General features: G+C 43.7%; 10 protein-coding genes. 4 read left to right on the top strand and 6 right to left on the bottom strand.

Annotated elements, in window-relative coordinates; translation table 11 throughout:
• Positions 1-62: 62 nt before the first annotated feature.
• Positions 63-4,697, bottom strand: a complete 4,635-nt coding sequence (locus BC643_RS01640; RefSeq protein WP_120271433.1) for a hypothetical protein — start codon at positions 4,695-4,697, stop codon at positions 63-65.
• A gap of 327 nt (positions 4,698-5,024) precedes the next feature.
• Here BC643_RS01640 and BC643_RS01635 point away from each other — a divergent pair, with 327 nt between their 5' ends.
• Positions 5,025-7,475: a helix-turn-helix domain-containing protein gene (locus BC643_RS01635; protein ID WP_120271432.1), complete on the top strand. Its 2,451-nt coding sequence runs from the start codon at positions 5,025-5,027 to the stop codon at positions 7,473-7,475.
• A gap of 150 nt (positions 7,476-7,625) precedes the next feature.
• Here the strand turns inward: BC643_RS01635 and BC643_RS01630 are convergent, their stop codons facing one another.
• Complete coding sequence (locus BC643_RS01630; protein WP_120271431.1) at positions 7,626-9,041, bottom strand: TonB-dependent receptor; 1,416 nt, start codon at positions 9,039-9,041, stop codon at positions 7,626-7,628.
• A gap of 491 nt (positions 9,042-9,532) precedes the next feature.
• On the opposite strand from BC643_RS01630, the gene tal reads away from it, so the two are divergent.
• A complete protein-coding gene (tal, locus tag BC643_RS01625; protein ID WP_317127719.1) occupies positions 9,533-10,576 on the top strand; it encodes a transaldolase in 1,044 nt (347 codons plus the stop codon).
• 56 nt (positions 10,577-10,632) lie between these two features.
• Here the strand turns inward: tal and BC643_RS01620 are convergent, their stop codons facing one another.
• The 4 genes from BC643_RS01620 to hrpB all read right to left on the bottom strand — a co-directional run bounded on the left by BC643_RS01620 (position 10,633) and on the right by hrpB (position 15,778).
• Positions 10,633-11,028 carry a YchJ family protein gene (locus BC643_RS01620; protein WP_120271430.1) on the bottom strand — a complete coding sequence of 132 codons (396 nt, stop codon included), beginning with the start codon at positions 11,026-11,028 and terminating at the stop codon, positions 10,633-10,635.
• The gene (locus BC643_RS01615) at positions 11,028-11,765 is read right to left on the bottom strand and encodes a DUF2293 domain-containing protein (protein ID WP_120271429.1); all 738 of its coding nucleotides are present in this window, start codon (positions 11,763-11,765) and stop codon (positions 11,028-11,030) included. Before BC643_RS01615 ends, BC643_RS01620 begins: the two co-directional genes overlap by 1 nt.
• A 93-nt stretch (positions 11,766-11,858) precedes the next feature.
• The gene (locus BC643_RS01610; RefSeq protein WP_147377102.1) at positions 11,859-13,190 is read right to left on the bottom strand and encodes a DUF5723 family protein; all 1,332 of its coding nucleotides are present in this window, start codon (positions 13,188-13,190) and stop codon (positions 11,859-11,861) included.
• Between the two features lie 95 nt (positions 13,191-13,285).
• Positions 13,286-15,778, bottom strand: a complete 2,493-nt coding sequence (hrpB, locus tag BC643_RS01605; RefSeq protein WP_120271427.1) for an ATP-dependent helicase HrpB — start codon at positions 15,776-15,778, stop codon at positions 13,286-13,288.
• Positions 15,779-16,289: 511 nt separating this feature from the next.
• Between hrpB and BC643_RS01600 the strand changes: the two genes are divergently transcribed.
• Entirely contained in the window at positions 16,290-16,490 is a 201-nt protein-coding gene (locus BC643_RS01600; RefSeq protein WP_147377101.1) for a hypothetical protein, read from the top strand.
• A gap of 72 nt (positions 16,491-16,562) precedes the next feature.
• Positions 16,563-18,149 (top strand): SulP family inorganic anion transporter, encoded by a 1,587-nt coding sequence (locus BC643_RS01595; protein WP_211337949.1) that lies wholly within the window; start codon positions 16,563-16,565, stop codon positions 18,147-18,149.

Genomic DNA, 18,149 nt, shown 5'->3' with positions numbered 1-18,149 from the left:
TTAGAACTTAGAAGGAAACTTTATATTAAATAATTATTACTGAGAATTTCTCTTAGATCAGGCTATCCATCGGACTTTCCCAAAAACGACTTCGGAGAGAAGCTGAAGAAACGCAGCCCAATTCCCAGTATACCACTAACGGCTAAAAGAATGGATTGAACCTTGGTCAGGAACTCTTGATTGATAATTACCAGGAACACTAATACCGCGCCGATCAGAATTTTTATTGGCAAGCTGTACATGCTCCAGCTAATGCGACTGTTTTCCAGGAGTTCCTGGTTAATCTCGAACACTTCTCTCTCCCTCATGCGGACAAAATGAGTAAAGCTGAGATTAAATAATTCGAGGTATTGCCCATGACGTACAACTCCTTTTTTAATCAACACCTCGGTAACTTCGTCTTTATGCATGTTAATAATATGGTCCTCTGCGATATCAAACAAAAGGGATTTTTCTTCCGGGGTAAAGCCCTCCCATAATTTTTGATAATAGGTATTATTCAACTGGTAGCACTTGGCTACAAAATCGTCGAGCGGAAGCAATTTTTTGATGCCACCTTCACCATTAACGTTTAGATAGAAACTACTATTCGCAAACATTCCAATACAATTAGCGACATGTTCCCTATAATAGTTGCCTTTAAATGCTGCGTTTTTGAGTTCTTCAGTCAATACTTCTTCTTTCAAATTATTGATTTTAATTGGAATAAACTGTACCTGAAAATGGCTCAATGCATTTGAAAGTCGGCTCATCAATGCATCAAGTTGAATTTGGGTCTCGTGATTCTTATCTATCTTACGTTCTAGTGATACTTTTATTTGTTGCTTTAATATTGACGGTTTATAGCAGGATTCAAGTTGGATATTCGATTTTTCAGTGACGGCCATCTCTAACAATTCAACAAAGTCCTCTAGTTCAATAACGTTTTTAAAATTGAAGTGATCTAAAGTGATAATTATATGCCTTTTACACACCCGTCTTAGCTCATCTTTAGCCTCTTGGTAATCGGCTTTTTGACCAATCCGAATCAACTTATCCGCGGGTTCATATTGTGCAGCAGTTGGCTCAACTGACACGCAATACACATTATGAGTTCCTCTAGGCGGAAGCGATTTGAATTTTTTCATAGGGTCTTCTTTGAATCGATAGTACGGGAATATATATCGTCCAATAATCGGGAAAGTAGCTGCAAAAAGGGTAAAAACAAAAAACAACCCGATCAGAAATCCCCAATAGCGAACAGGCATGACGATTAGATTAGATCGATCTAGGGAAATAGATAAACTCTCCGGGTATTGATATGTACCGCCTCCTTTATTGACGGTTAAAAGCAAGCTTTTTCCTAGACTATAATGATGATAAATTCTATCGGTGGATTCATAATAACTCGCTTTGGCCATGTTTCCACGATCTTCCAGCAAATTATTCAAATAAAAAATAGCTGATCGCGTAGGACCAAAGGTTTGCAGATAGTCCGTTACACATAAATCCTTTATTTCTAAAGAATCTTTATTATCATTCAATGAAAAAGGGAAAACAGTACAGGAATCATTGGAACAACTGGAGATAGCCATATCATGCAATGAGCCGAAGTAATTTCCTTTATTCTTTAATTCTGCTAAAACATCATGCTTGGGGAAATCCTCTTCTAATACATTGTATTTCTCCATATATCGATCAGCAACATATCGAAGTTGATCATTCCGGTACAGTGTTGTTTCGTGGTAAAATACATCGATGTACAATACCCATAGCGGGACAAAGACCACCCCCAAAATCAAAGAACCAACATAAAATGAATAGATATTCTTTTTGTATGCATTTATAAACAGCTCTTTAAATTTTGTGGAAACAGTTAAATCTGACGTCTGAGGCTCAGTGGGGATACGACGATACAGTACAAACACGCTAACCACTGATAACAATGCTATTAAAAAGGTTGATTTATTGAAAGAGTGATTAAAAAAAAGAGCTTGATAATCATGCAGTGGCATTTGGCCCACTATTTTTTCGAACAAAAATGTGCAGATGATAGCTAAAACCAAAATCGTAATTGATTTTCTAGCAACAAAAGTATTCCAATTCATCTGTTCTTTTATTCGTAAGATTTTTGCATTCCAGAACAGAATAAAGATGCCAACAAATAGTAGTATGCGGATCCAGTGGTAAATGTATATTTCCCTGTAAAATAAAACAATGGATAATAACACGAAGACCGACATCAATCCATTATACAGTATAAGCCGGGAGTACTTCTGTTGTTTTAAGGGATTTGGATAGAAATCGAGTAATAGATCGGACTGGTATTCTGACTTTAATTTGACTCGCGCATACCACCGGTAGCAGCAAGCCACTATCAGCCACATTGACATGAGGCTTAAAAAAGTTGCCATTAAAATATACGATGCCTGGTTCACAACCTGTTGGGTTTCGTTTTTGGTATGCATGCACACCAGCGTTAAGCCAAACTCCGGCAAAATCGGCTGCACATACATGCGGGTTGGCCGAAGCTTGTACATGCAATCAAATTTCTTGGCCCGCCGTTCTTTTAGGGCAATCTGTAAAGAAGGATCCTCGTCAATTTCCTGAAGTAAATTTTCTCTTTTGTTATTTTCACTTTCGTGGTGAAACCATACCTCTCCCTGATTGTCCACTACACAAAAGGAATATCCCTCCGGCAAAATGGTATTATTGACGGAATACAAATCAGAAGCCAGACATATAACAAAGTTTTCTATGAGAGTTGTATCTCCCTTATCATCAACAATAGTATCTTGCAAATACGGCATTGACAAAACGCCTTCGGGTTTCAGGGTCGTTAACGAATTAACCGATTCAAAGCCAATAGACTTTCCATTTCGAAGATACAGTTCAGGATCAGTTACGTAATTTCGTTTACTTAAATCGGCCCCCCAGATTCGCTCTTTCTCCCGGTAGCGCTTTGGATTCCGGGTGTCAAAAATGATTTGATTTTTACTATCTCCGAGCCTTCTGTCGACTATAAAGGCATTCTTCCAATAGGGGTATTTGCTGTCAAAGCTATCGAAAATAGCATCAACAGCATCTCTTGCAATATTTAGTTTTATGTATATCAGGTTGTCCAGTTCCCGTGAAGCTCCTAACTGAGCCATGGAATTTAGGTCTTCCTTTTTCGGATAATTCGTCTGAGCAAAATTGACTAAGTTTTCTTGCATTGAATCCAATTCTGCCTTTAAGGAGTTTTTGATTGTATCTGATAAATCGACAAGACGCACATCAATATTCTTTCGGATTCCATACTGACTGGCGTAATAAATGGAACCGTAGGCGATAAAGAAAAACAGCAAGGCACTACAAACAACCAAAGACATGAGGTTCCTAATCCGAAAGTTTTCGCCCTGTGATACAAAGAGCAAGCGCAAAAAGGGAAGCGAGAGCATAAAAAACACAATGAAAATCAATGTCCAGGAAACCAGGCGACGATCTACAGGGCGTGTGTAAGCACTAAATTTACTATTGGGGATTAAACCCACCAGGTATTTTAATTTCACTCCCTGAACAGGCACGATAAAAGCCTGGTATTTCTCCCCTTGTACTTCAATTTCCAGCTGTTTTTCATCCGGGTTACTCAGTTTCCGCTCCCCGATGGAAAGCATTTCGGTGAGATAGGTTTGTTTTTTATCTGCATCAGCATAAACATATTTCAACGAATCAAGATGAAAGCCTTTGAGCTTCCCCTGCTTTAGTTCTAATTCTAGAATTGAATTGGTCGAATGAATTAAAGTGGATTCATCAAAAACCAAAAAATCGGAGAACAAACGACTTTTAAAACGACCTTTATCAAATAACTTTTCTTTTCGGACCAAAATCGGGAATATTTCTAAAGGAGTATCACCGAGTAAAAGCTTGAACAATATAGCTGAATAAGACCGGTCAATCTTATTCAAATACTCGCCTACTCGAAGGGAGCTTTCGTAATATTTTTCGTACAGTTCGGAATAGGTTGTCAAATCACGATCCAACTCCGGGCGTATTGAACCAGTATTTTCCTCAAGAAGTTTGCCCCCGGGGTCAGTTATAATCGTCGAATAAAAGACATCGATATCTTCCTTTTCAAACCCATCTTTGCCTAAATTTATTCTGAGCTCTGCAGTATCCGAGGCTTCACAGCTCCCCATAACCTCCTTAAGAAGAAGATAATAGTCTAAATCTTCTTCCGTGCATTTATATCGCGTAGTTAGTGTGTCTAAGAATTTGTAATAGGCTTTCGAGTTGCTATTCTTTATTGAATCCTTTTTTTCCAATTCTGTGTCGTCCATATCATTAAAAGCTAAATATGCTTTTGTATCATAACGTAAGAATTTCTGGCTTTTTGAGTCAAAGTCACGAAGATCTATTAGGTTCAATAAAAATGGGTTAGTATCCAATTGGTCCTCTAGTACATATAATCTCCGCCAGTAGCTTTCTGAATCCCACAAACCATCAATTACCGACTCTTTAACATAGTCCTGAAACGGTTTTGAAGCATAAGAAATTACCAACCCTTTTTCCAAATCCTTCAAATTCTGAGCTTTCCGATACATGATCTTAAAGGCTTCCTTCTTCACCCGGGTTTCTTTTACCCGATCCGTGTAGAAATAATACAAGAACATCGCAACGACAACAACGATGGTACTGGTAGACAGGATGCCTAAGCGTTTGGCTGCTATCTTTTTCATTTCGAACAAGGGTTACGACAAAGAAGCACGACTCTATTGCTCCAACATGGTAGTTAAGTCAGAACAGAAAATACTAGTATTGATTAATTAACTAGCAGTGCTTGAAAACTTATGGTAATCGTCATTCAGAAAGAATGGACACAGAGAGTTGATCTTTAAACAGATGAGGTCGCAATTTCTATTTAGCAAATTACAATAATATTTTAAGACAAGCAAGTATTTTATTTTCATCTTCTATCTACTTGTTTCCTTTCAAGCATTCCGGTTGATATTTTGTAAATTAGCGGCTCAATAGAAATCCTCGAAAGCGCTCGAAAATACAAGTACATGGAAACCAACAAAGAACTGGAACTAGCCTGGAACTTCGTCAACTTGACCGACCGGAACATCTTTCTGACCGGGAAGGCGGGAACGGGAAAAACAACCTTCCTGAAACGTCTGAAATCACTGGGTTGGAAACGTTCGGTTGTTGTGGCTCCAACGGGTGTGGCCGCAATCAATGCCGGCGGGGTGACCATTCACTCCTTTTTCCAGCTGGCTTTTGGGCCCATTTTACCGGTTCCGGAAGGCGCTGAAGAAGGGAAAGAACACAACAGTCACAAGTTTACCAAGCGCAAAATTGATATCATCCGCTCACTCGACCTGCTGATCATTGACGAAATCAGTATGGTGCGTGCCGATTTGTTGGACGGCATCGACCGAGTGCTGCGGAAATACCGCAACCGATTTCAGCCTTTTGGAGGCGTGCAACTCCTCATGATTGGCGACCTGCAGCAGCTGGCTCCGGTTGTCCGCAACGATGAGTGGAGCCTGTTGCGATCACACTACAACAGCCTGTTCTTCTTTGGCAGCAAAGCCTTTCAGCAGGCGCAGGTTATCAGCATCGAGTTAAAGAAAATCTTCAGGCAGTCGGATGATGCCTTTATTCAAATTCTGAATGAGATTCGCGAAGATAAGCTTACATCGCAATCGCTCGAAATTCTGAACAGGCGCTACCAGCCCGGCTTCAGCCCGAAAAAGGAAGAAGGTTATATTCACCTCACGACCCACAATTCTGTTGCCGACGAGGTCAATGGCCGCGAAATGGACAAGCTGACTGCTTCGCCACACGAATTTAAGGCCGAAGTTGAAGGTGTTTTTCCGGAGCATGCCTACCCGACTGCTGAAAAGCTGGTGCTGAAAGAAGGTGCACAGGTGATGTTCGTGAAAAACGACAGCTCGCAGGACAAGCTTTATTTCAACGGCAAAATCGGCACGGTGGAAGCTTTTGAGGAAGATCTGATCATTGTGCGTTGTCCGGGTGATTTTGCGGCCATTCCGGTGGATAAGGAGCTTTGGAACAATGTGAAATATGTGCTGAATGAAGATACGAAAGAGCTGGAGGAAAAAATTGAAGGCTCTTTTCTGCAATACCCGCTGAGACCTGCCTGGGCCATTACCATCCACAAAAGCCAGGGATTGACATTTGAGCGGGCTATTATTGATGCACAAGCTGCTTTTGCGCACGGACAAACCTATGTCGCCCTGAGTCGCTGCAAAAGCATGGAGGGGCTGGTATTGAGCAGTCCACTATCAGATAAGGCCGTGATTTGCGACCGCGAAGTGAATGGTTTCAATAGCCGCATGGCCGACAATCAGCCCGAACAAAAAGACCTGCAACAATCGCAAAAGGCCTATCAGCTTGCTTTGCTGGAAGAATTGTTCAACTTTAAAACCTATGAATACCAGGTTCGGCAAGCAGTGAAGATTTTCAGTGAGAATGCGGGATCGGTGCTTGGAACAATTGGCGAAAAGCTGACAGCAATCTCGTCGCAGTGTACGAATGAGTTGATTCCGCTGTCGGCCAAGTTCATGCGTCAGGTGCACAGTCTGGCATCGCGAGCTGACGATGTGGAGCATAATACGGAACTGCAGGAACGCCTCAAAAAGGCCAGCCATTATTTCTATGACAAGCTCAAAAAAGAATGGCAGCAAGCGCTTGACGAGGCTTCGTTTGAAACCGACAACCATGCCCTAAAAAAAGACATCCGGGAACGGCTGAACAAGATGAATGAAATTCTGTATGTCAAACTGGCTTGCTGGCAATTGTGCCAGAACGGTTTGAATGTGCAGGAATACCTGCCAGCCCGTGCGAAGGCCTTGCTGAGTGTGCCAAAGCAGGAACGGGAAGCTACAGCGAGTCAAGGCGGAGTCGGTAGCAGGCATCCCGAACTGTACCGGAGACTTTCGGTTTGGCGGCGTGAGATGGCCGAAGAGCGGGATTTGCTCGTTTACCAGGTTCTCACGACCAAAGCGTTGGTTTCGATTGTAAACGAATTACCGATCACACCCAAAGGATTATTGGAAATTAAGGGGGTCGGTAAGAAAACCGTGAAACAATATGGCAGCGATATTCTGAAACTTATTGCCGATTATGCCCGCGACAGCAAACTCAATATTGAGGTTCAGACGCAACTGGAAACAGAAACGCAAAAGCCGAAGCAGCCGTCGCACGAAATAAGCTACCAGCTTTTCCTCGAAGGACAAAGCGTTGACCGCATTGCCACCGAGCGCAATATGGCCGTTAGTACCATCGAGGGACATCTCGCTCACTACATCGAAACCGGAGAGCTGGAACTGAGTCGATTGATCGATCCCCAAAAGATTGACAAAATTGAAAACTATATGCTCGAACATCCCGATAGCAGCCTGACCGAAGCCAGAACCGCGCTGGACAATGAATTCAGCTTTGGGGAACTGCGCATGGTTCAGGCCTGGCTAAAACATTCAGAGAAATAATTAGATGATTTTAGAACGGATCAAATCAATGCTGGTTGTGAAATAGCAAACGCGTTGTAAACCAGATTGGTATTGCAAAAAAGACGGACGGCAAACAAAAACAAAAGGCGCAGTCGTAACCGCGCCTCTAAGTATCTTTCTCTTTAATTATCAGATTAAATCTGTTTGTTGACTGTTATTGCAATTGTAGTCGAACAGCTTGTTTTCTTGGATGTGAGAATAAACCTTTTCCGGCAGCAAGCTTTTTAACCGGGGATCGCCGTTTCGAATCAAATCACGAAGTTGTTCTGTTGTTTGCTTGATCAGATCTTCCGATTTGAGTTCAAGCATCAATATTTTTTTGGTTTCATTCAGGTACTGCCAAAGTAGTTTTTTGGATCCTTCAAAGTGATCGGTATCCGGAGAAATGACCCGCCCGCTTTTGGTATCGATGTAGGGGAATAAGTACAGTTTTACGTTGTTGTGGAACAGTTTACCGACCGATTCCAGCAAGCCTCCCCGCAAATCGGGATAGAGTGATTCATCCAGAATCAGGTCGAAGGTTGGCATCCCCATGATCACACGCAATTTGATCATTTTAAACTGCCCGAAATAATTCACCAATTCGAAATAGCGGCTGAAATTCGAAACCATTACACTTTGTCCGACCATGTTCAGCAGATCGACGCGGTGCAGAAAATCCGATTCGTCAACTTTACGGTCGTGCATCAGGTTGTTGAGCGATATTTCGCAGAATGCGATGGTGTTATCGGGTTTGTAATCCTCGTCGCGCTTAAATACTTCCAGACTATTCTCCAGGAATTCGATCACCAGGTTGTTTACCGGCCGGAAATAGCCGCGCATTAGCAGCACATTCTTCTTGTAGAGCATATCGCCGGGTTGCTGCACGTTTCCCTGCGGATCGAACATGATCGCCGGTGTCATATTGTTGCTGACCAACATCAGGTTCAGAATGCGGTTATCGACCCAGGTTAAATCCGGACCTTCTACGTAAATGTAGTCAACCTCTACCCTTTCGGCATCCAGGTTATCAAGCAATTGCAGTAGGATTTTTCGGGGATCTTCCCATTGAAACAGCGCACCGTAAATCAGGTTAATCCCCAGGTCTCCCAGAGAATATTGCTGTAACAAAGTGTCGCGTTCATGCAGTTTAACGTGAATGAATATTTTATTGGGATTGTATCGATCAGTTCCTTCAAGTGCAATTCCCAACCAGCCACTTCCCTGATTTGTCTTCGTGTAATTAAGGGTTTCAACGGTATTGGCGAAAGCGAAGAATTTCTGGTTGATCTTTTCATCCAGAATTTTCAGCAATTCCATATACTCGTATTCCACCATCTTTTTCACACGATCCTCGGCCACGTAACGGGATGGCTGACCATTGTTATAAAAATGGTCGCTAAAGCTTTTATCGTAAGCGGAAATGGTTTTGGCAACCGTATTTGATGCCCCACCAGCCTGAAAAAGGTGTCGGGCTGTTTCCTGTCCGCCCCCGATTTCAGCGATTGAGCCATAATAATTTGATTCAATATTAATGTGTACTGATTTTTCTTTCGTACTAAGCATTTTGGCGTATTTTGATTGAATATATTGTCCTGCTCTTTGTTACTCGGCAGTCAGCAGTTTTTGCGTTCACCTTACAAAATTTCACTTTTTGAACGTTCTCGAATGCCTTTTGTTTACTGAAAAGGCCCAAGATTCATCATTTTTTATTGAACGCTTTCTCTGACAACAAGATGTGAAATGAAGATAAAATGCACTTGCTTTCCATGTATCCGGTCGACTGCTGGCAAAACATATCCATAAATTGTTCTCTTGTTTTTTGAGCCGAAAATGGAATTCGCATCAATCAATTCTTCTTAAAAAAATGAGAATTCAGTTCCGCACAAATAACAGAACAGTTTTGCCCGTAGTGAAATTTATCCTGAGCCACCCCTTTGCAACAGCTATGGTATTGCAAAAAAATCTACATTTTTCGAGAATGCCGCAATTTCTCTATAAACGGGTAAACGACTGAGTATTGGATTGATTTTTCATTGCGGCTTATTCGAATCTTCATGTTAACTTTACTTAAAAGCAATCGATTGCATAAACTCTCTGGCTTCTGCTCTGTTTATATGATCGAACTTAAAAATTATACGATTATGAGTTTGCTTGATCAATTAAAAACAATGACTGTAGTAGTTGCCGATACTGGCGATTTTGAATCGATGAAAAAATTTACTCCGCGCGATGCCACGACAAACCCTTCGCTGATTTTTGCGGCAACCGGAGACGCCAAATACCAACACCTGATTGATCAGGCGGTGGCATATGCCAAGGCCAAAGGAGGCTCGAAGGAAGAGCAGCTGAGCCTTTGCATGGACAAATTATCTGTGAATTTTGGTACCGAAATATTGAAAATTGTTCCGCTACGTGTTTCGACAGAGGTGGATGCCCGTCTGTCGTTCGATACGGAAGCAACCGTGAACAAAGCACACCAATTGATCAAATTATATGCAGACGAAGGTATCCCAAAGGAGAAAATCCTGATTAAGATCGCTTCGACCTGGGAAGGTATTAAAGCAGCTGAAATCCTCGAAAAAGAAGGCATTCACTGTAACCTGACTTTGTTATTCAGCATGGCTCAAGCCATTGCCTGTGCCGAAGCAAAAGTACAGCTGATCTCTCCTTTCGTTGGACGTATTTACGACTGGTATAAAAAAGATCGTGGTGTTGATGATATTCCTGTCAGTGAAGATCCGGGCGTGGAATCGGTGACCGAAATTTATAAATACTACAAAAAATACGGCTATAAAACTGAAGTGATGGGTGCCAGCTTCCGTAAAGCGGGCGAAATCACGGAGCTTGCCGGTTGCGATTTGCTGACCATTTCGCCGAATCTGTTGAAAGAATTGGCTGAAATGGATGGTACATTGGAGCAAAAACTGAACGCTGATGATTTGGGTGGTTACGATCAACCGAAGATTTCGCTGGACGAAAAGGCATTCCGCTGGATGATGAATGAAGATGCTATGGCTACCGAAAAACTGGCCGAAGGTATTCGGAAATTTGCGGCTGACATTATTAAACTGGAAGAAAAAATCAGCCAGAAACTCTAACGTTACATCAATCTATATTTTGAAAGCAGGTCAAATTTGATCTGCTTTTTTCGTTTCTAGAAGTGCTCACCGGAGTGATAAACCCACTTCCCGTTTTCGCGTTTGAAAAGCGATTTTTCATGAATCTCGTGCAGGACACCTTGCTCCAGGTAAAGTGCCCGGAATTCGACATAGCCAGTATTGTCGGGGGCTTCGCCTGCTTTTGTACCGAGAATCACCAGCCCCATCCACTCCACCGAACGAGCCCAGTTTTCGATGTTCTTCCGGTCTTTTACCGGCCGTGTTGCACTGTGATGACTGCGCATCAGGTAAGCTCCATCGGCTCTCGTAAAGGCCGTGTAGCGCGAACGCATCAGCTGCAGGGCTGTTTCGGCATCTCTTTTCCCGTAAATAATTGGCAAACAACATTGTTCAGCCTCTTTTTGAGAGCCGCACGGGCATAAATTACTCATTAAAGTGTCGTTTTTATCGGTGGTTGATTATTCAAAGTAGCTGACTTTTCTTTTGTTTGTTTTCGAAGAGCCGATCGTAAAGGACAGTTTTCGGCAAGTGCCATTCCTTTCCGGTAAGCTTTCAAAAGTTCTACAGACTGTTTCGCCAAATCTCTGCGAACAGCCCGTCGTTCGCCTTTTATGCGGGCGATTTTCATGTTATCGTAGGCTGTTGTTTGGTGGCGCATCCAGGCAATCACGGCTTTGGCAGCACGTTCCTCCAACGGAATCATTTGTGTGCGGGCAACGGTGCCGCTGCCCACTGGCGTGGCATGTTCGGTAATCGCCAAAGCCATCAACCGTTCCGCTTCTTTATACTCGGGGTGAAAATTGAGGTACTGCTCCACAGCCGACAGGAATTCGCCCTCGTACACTTGCTGCTTTTTTTCGCGACGTTGCAAATCTGCGACCCGTTTCTTTTGGTATGTTTCAGTTTGGCGTGTAGCTACTACATCCTGTTGCGCCATCGAAATGGTTTCTGCCGGAGCCCAAACACCTTTCGAGATTGTTTTCCGTCCCTTTTTGTATTGCACACGCCAATATTTTCCCTGCGCCGTTACTTTGCGGGTAACACTTGCGTCACCTGCCGGTAGAAAATTCCAGCCTGCAGGCGGCTTGACAGGCATGCCGTATTCATTTAGTAATTGCCCGTTGGGGCCAGGGCTCACAATTTGGATTTGCTTCTCTTTACTAATCATTCTGCTGTTTGTTGCGCATCGTTGTACGATGCGTCCACACCGTTTTGAGCGGCTAAAGTAAAAAAACAATCGGATAGTCGGAAGTTGAAATGCCTACTCTTGTTTGCCAATCGGGATGTTAATACCAAAATAGAACTCTCCGTTCTGTGGCCCACTCGAGAGCATATTACTAAGTACATTCCGGGAGCCCATGAAAAAGAATTTCCAGCGAAATGCTGCGCCCAAATCAGTGCTAAGCGAAGTGTGAAAGAAGGGCAAATACACACCCCAGTTTAGATTTTCGAAACGAGGTGTCACTGCGAATGTCCAAATCCGGCTGCGGATAATATCGCTTACCCGGCGGTAATAGCCCGGCTGATAGGAAATTAAACCTTCAACATACCAGTTGCGGCTGAAACAATAATCTCCGGTCAAGGTGAAGGTTTTCGGCAAATCCATCTTGTATGAATTCTGATTGACAACGACAAAATCAACTGAATTCTTCAGCGAATCGATTAATGCCCGCATCGATTCAACTTGGCTAAACCATGAAAAGGAAATATTCTGGATGTCGACCTGAAAGCTGGAACGATCAACTTCTTTACGGTGTTTTACATAGCCCACATCGCTAATGCTGAATCCAACTTTGTACTTGTAGGGAATTGCATCGTTACCGGTAGGTTTGTAGGAATAGCTTAGCCCAAAATCAAGACCAACTCCCCGGTCACCAAACAAGTCAATCTTACCCTGGCTAATTGTATTACTCAGGTTTTTGTTGTAGGCATAGGACACCTGTACATCGAAATGATCGATATCAGAGCTGCTGTAATCCACGTTAATGCCATCCATATTGAGATAGCCGGAACCACCGCCGACCAAATATTTCAGGTTTAAGCCGCCGGTAAGCAGATGGCCTTCGTTTTCCCATAAAACACCGGACCAACTGGCCGAATATTCCATCCATTGATTCACAAGCGATTTGAAGTATTCGTTGGAAAGATTTTGCAGGCCTTCGGGATTGTCAATTCCTGTGAATAGCTTTAAAAGATCACTGTTCGACGATTTGTAAATCCCGTTAACACGCAAACGCATTGTTAAGGCGACGGCGTTTCGATGATTGATTTTATACGAAACAGATGGAAGCATCACATTTCCCACGGCGACCAAGGCCGATTCTTCTGTTGCGAAAAAGTATTTCAGATCACCAAATCCAACTTTACCTACTAAATCCCAGTAATCGGATTCGTTGAAAACAAAGTTCTCCTTGAGGGCAATATTGGTTGACAGAAAGTTGACATTCCAGCGGGAGTCAGACCGGACCAAATCGGCAGGCTGGCTGTAAATATTTTGTAGCGGGAAAAAACGGCTCGTATGAATCCCCTGAAATCTCTGAGCATGTAACGATATGCTCAACAATAATGCAATAAGTAAGGCAATTGTCTTCATATCGACTGTTTGAATCAACAAGTTAGCCGATCCCAAGCAATAAATCTCAGCTTTACCCCACTTTTTCGCTCGCTACAGATGAAATTATTTGCTGCTTAATTGTCGTTTTTCCGTCTTTTGACTCCACGAACAGCTTCTTCCGTCCATGGATCATCGGGCCATGCATGTTTCGGATAGCGCCGTTTCAATTCCTTTTTCACCTCGAAATAGGTGTTGTTCCAAAAACTGCGAAGATCCGATGTTACCTGCACTGGCTTAAATCCGGGCGACAGCAAATGCATCAATACTCCGAGTTTGCCACCATTCACTTTTGGAGTATCTGCCAACCCGAAAACTTCTTGTAACCGCACCGCCAAAACCGGAGCCGCACCATTGGGTTGGTATTGCAGTTTGATGGCCGATCCGCTTGGAACGTTCAGACGCGCGGGAGCCAATTCGTTCAATTTTGTTTGAAGTTCTGTCTCCAAACTATATTGAAGGACATTCAACAGATCGATTTTTTTCAGGTCATCGGCTTTCCGAATGTTTTGCAAATACGGCGAAAGCCATTCCTGGTTCGAGTGAAGTAAAACCGCAGTGGAAACATCGGGCCAGTTTTGCTCGGGGTTCCATTTGCGCAGACTCAAAATACGGTTTTGCCATTGCACCACTTCTTCCGAAAAATTCAGCAAGTGTTCGCCGTCTTTTTTGATCGCATCGGTAATGGCTTGCTGCAGCAAGCTGGGATCCGGATTGGGCAACGGTTTCGACTGCAACACAATACTACCGATCCGCAACTCGCTGACGGCATTCAGCGTTCCCTTTTTGCTGTCCCAGTTGATGACTTCCCGGGTTTTCACCAAGGGAGCCAAATCGGTTGGATTTAAGGGCGATGCCAAAAAAATTGTTCCCATTCCCTCTCGGGCATTCAGGTGCGCAACGGCCAGCCACGATTCGTGCGCCAGATCGTCGCGATGGCCAGCCATGGCAATACTGCCATTTGCTAGCTGAAACTGTGCGTTGTTACCCACCCGAGCGCATGCAATCCGCTCGGGGTAAGCGTAAACCAGCAGCAAGCCTGTTTCATAAGGATTCACAGCTTCGTTGCTGATTTTACAATTGATAATCTGGCGATAGGATTCGGCAACTTTCTCAATTCGGTTCAGCTTTTTCGACAACCGATTTTCCGCCCGTTGTTTCCGCAACGCTTCAATCCGAAGATTGATGTCAATTCCGGCCTCTTTACCCAACGGATCTCGTTCTTCCAAAACAGCTGCCAAATCGGTAGCCAAAGCTACATTGCCTTCTTTTTGAGCCATAATCAGCATGTGGGCAATCCGCGGATGACAAGGCAGTCGGTGCAACTCCTTTCCTAGCGGTGTAATTTTGCTTCCTTCTAGGGCATCCAAGTTGTGAAGTAATTCGGAAGCCTGCAGCACAGCCCCTTTGGGCGGCGGGCTCAACCAAGACAACTGATTGGGATCGGTGATTCCCCATTGGGCTAAATCAAGCACCAAATCGGCCAAATCGGCTTCAATAATCTCTGGTGTGCGGTGCTCTGCCAGCTGTTCCTGTGTTGCGCGCGACCACATGCGGTAACACACACCGGGGCCCAAGCGACCGGCCCGACCGGCTCGCTGATCAGCGGAATCTTTGGAAATTTGTACCGTCTCCAAACGCGACAAGCCTGAGCGCGGGTCAAAACGGGAAGTTCTGGCATACCCGCAATCGACCACCACTTTCACGCCTTCAATTGTCAAGCTGGTCTCGGCGATCGACGTGGCTAAAATGATTTTTCGTTTTCCCTGCTTGCTCTGGAAAATCGCCGCCAGCTGTTTGTTTTTGGGTAACATCCCGTAAAGCGGATGAATTTCAACAGGCAGCCGCTCGTCTTGCAATATTTTCTCACATTTTCGAATCTCACCCTCGCCCGGAAGGAAAGTCAAAATATCTCCCTCCTGTTCGCGAATGGCCCGGATGACGGTCTGTGCAGCCAATTCAGGCAGCATTCGGACGTCGTTTTCGCCGGTATAACTGATCTCAACGGGGAACTGCCGCCCCTGGCTTTGAACAACCGGCGCTTGTAGTATTTCCGACAGTTGTGGTAAATTAAGCGTGGCCGACATGACGACAATACGTAAATCGGGGCGCAAAATCTGCTGCGCCTCGCGGCAAAGCGCCAGGGCAACATCAGCAAAAATGCTTCGCTCGTGAAATTCGTCGAAAATGACAGCTCCGACACCTTCCAAGGAATTATCGGCATGGAGCATTCTTGTGAGGATTCCTTCCGTAACGACTTCGATGCGGGTCTTTTTACCAATCCGGTTTTCAAAGCGAATCCGATAGCCAACCGTCTCTCCCACTTCCTCGCCTAGCAGCGAAGCCATGCGCTCGGCAATTGTTCTCGCGGCCAAACGACGCGGTTCCAGCATGATGATTTTTTGGCCGTTCAATTCTTGTAAATTGAGCAAGTCCAAGGGTACAATCGTGCTCTTTCCCGCTCCCGGCGGAGCATTCACGATTAGGGTGTTTTGTTTTTGCAACTTTTCGCGAATATCATCGAGAATCGTCACAACCGGCAAATCGATTTCTTTTGAATGAAATGTCAAACTAAATTGGTATTAAATGAGTCGATGTTCACGAGCTTTGCCCGCATTCAGCCTGCAAAAATAGGAAAAGCAACCGAAGGTTAGACCGAAACGATCAGGCGACGCACAAACATTGTGTTGAAATGCAAGAGTCTGTCTTGATATCTGCCGGAATCGGACAGGAACTATTGTCTTCATGACATCTTCACCTAAAAAATTACTCTTTCAAGACAAACTTTAAAAATACGATAAACTGAAAGCTAACAATACTGAAATTCAATGAACTGTTGCTTTTAAAACTTAAATCAGAGGAATTTGATTTTTGTTAATAATTCTAAAAGCCGCGTCATCCGCTGAACACAGCAACTTCTTTCACGTTATTTCCCCGTAGCAAACAAACAACCGAAATATCAAAACAGGGAAGCAACATAAACGAAGATTGCAAGCAGGAATTAAAGCCGCGTGCTGCTTGTTTGTGTTTTTACTGTTCGTTGCGACTCTCGCCTACGTCCAATATCAAAATCCCTCATTGTTGATACAAATGGCTTCGCTGGCTGAAGAAAAACAAGAGGAATACGGCGAACTATCATTCAAAAAAGATTTCAAAGACGCTCCGCAACTCGTAGTGGCAGATTTTGTTCGACAAATGCTAAAACTGAAAGAGCGTCATCTCGAGCAACATTATAATTTTCAATTTACCCTGGACGTTTTCAGACCTCCGCAATTCGTATAGGTTGCATATGTTTCCAATTCTAATCAAACCATAAGCATCTTTTGGAATCATACGAATTGTTAAAACGAAACCATGAATATTTTTAAGAACCTTAAAAGCGATATTCCAGCAGGAGTAATCGTATTTTTTGTCGCACTGCCTTTGTGTTTAGGGATTGCTTTGGCAAGTGGTGCTCCCCCCTTTTCCGGAATTATTGCCGGTATTATCGGTGGGATTGTCGTCGGGAGCATCAGCGGGTCAGCTCTTGGTGTTAGCGGGCCGGCAGCCGGATTGGCAGCGATTGTGTTAATTGCCATCAGCAGTTTAGGCGGCTATCAGAATTTTCTGTTGGCGGTCGTGCTTGCAGGTTTAATTCAAATCGCACTGGGTATCGCCAAGGCTGGTGTTATCGGTAATTATTTCCCGTCATCGGTTATTAAAGGAATGTTGACAGGGATCGGGATTATTATTATTATGAAGCAGATTCCACATTTCTTTGGTTACGACGGTAGCCCGGAAAGTGACTGGGGACTGTTTGATATGAGCAATACAGATGTCTTCAAAGAAATGGCGCAAGGTGTTAGCCAAATTTCATTGGGATCGACACTTGTTGCCATCGTCTCGCTGGGAATTCTCATCCTTTGGGATCAGGTTTTGGTCAAGAAAGCCAGGATCTTCCAGTTGATCCAGGGACCGTTGGTTGCGGTTGTTGTGGGAATTCTATACCAAAGTTTTCTTGGAAACCACCCGGTTTGGGGCATTCAGGCTGCGCATTTGGTAAATGTGCCGGTACCGGAAGATTTTGACTCCTTTATCGGCCAGTTCAGTGTTCCGAACTTCAGCGCAATAACCAATCCTGATGTCTACCTGGTGGCTGCTACAATTGCCTTGGTTGCGAGCATTGAAACACTGTTGAGTGTTGAAGCAACGGACAAAATTGATCCGAAAAAACGAAATACACCAGCCAACCGCGAGCTGATCGCGCAAGGAGCAGGTAACTTATTTTCTGGATTAATCGGTGGCCTTCCTGTAACGCAGGTAATTGTTCGCAGTTCGGCCAACATCCAGTCGAATGCGCAGTCGAAAATGTCGACTATTTTCCACGGATTTTTGCTGTTGACATCGGTGATTCTAATTCCGCGCGTTTTAAACTTGCTCCCCCTGTCGGTTTTGGCAGCCGTGCTATTCATCGTTGGATACAAGTTAGCTAAGCCGAAGTTGTTCATTAGCATGTACCAAGCAGGATGGAAGCAATTTGTGCCGTTCGCCCTGACGGTGATCTTCATTATCGTGAAAGATTTACTTTGGGGAATCGGAATCGGCCTGGCCTTCGGGGTTGCTATCGTGCTTTTCAAAAGTTATCAGAATTCCCACCTGGTACACAAAGTAGGCGAAGAGGAAGAAGAAGGTAAAAAACGGATGAAAATAACGCTGGCAGAAGAAGTCACTTTTTTCAATAAAGCATCGATCTTAAAAGAGTTGAATTCGATTCCGGAAAACACTATCTTAGAGATTGATATCAGCAAAAACAGGTATTTGGATCACGACATTCTTGAAATTCTTTATGAATTTTCAGCCAAAGCCAAAAACAAAAACATCTCGATCTTACTTATTAGCAAGAACGGAAAATCAAAAGAAGAAGAGCACTTAGGCTCAATCTTCAAAGTACAAGCATCATAA

This window comes from Mangrovibacterium diazotrophicum (assembly GCF_003610535.1).
Classification (GTDB): Bacteria; Bacteroidota; Bacteroidia; order Bacteroidales; family Prolixibacteraceae; genus Mangrovibacterium; species Mangrovibacterium diazotrophicum.
Note: the sequence above shows the minus strand (reverse complement) of the source record. Positions and strands in the feature narration are given on the sequence as shown.

Bases quoted from the DNA above. Each gene is read 5' to 3' on its own strand.
- BC643_RS01595 (WP_211337949.1), top strand. From the start codon at position 16,563: ATGAATATTTTTAAGAACCTTAAAAGCGATATTCCAGCAGGAGTAATC.
- BC643_RS01640 (WP_120271433.1), bottom strand. From the start codon at position 4,697: ATGAAAAAGATAGCAGCCAAACGCTTAGGCATCCTGTCTACCAGTACC.
- BC643_RS01630 (WP_120271431.1), bottom strand. From the start codon at position 9,041: ATGCTTAGTACGAAAGAAAAATCAGTACACATTAATATTGAATCAAAT.
- BC643_RS01610 (WP_147377102.1), bottom strand. From the start codon at position 13,190: ATGAAGACAATTGCCTTACTTATTGCATTATTGTTGAGCATATCGTTA.
- BC643_RS01620 (WP_120271430.1), bottom strand. From the start codon at position 11,028: ATGAGTAATTTATGCCCGTGCGGCTCTCAAAAAGAGGCTGAACAATGT.
- tal (WP_317127719.1), top strand. From the start codon at position 9,533: ATGTTAACTTTACTTAAAAGCAATCGATTGCATAAACTCTCTGGCTTC.
- BC643_RS01635 (WP_120271432.1), top strand. From the start codon at position 5,025: ATGGAAACCAACAAAGAACTGGAACTAGCCTGGAACTTCGTCAACTTG.
- BC643_RS01615 (WP_120271429.1), bottom strand. From the start codon at position 11,765: ATGATTAGTAAAGAGAAGCAAATCCAAATTGTGAGCCCTGGCCCCAAC.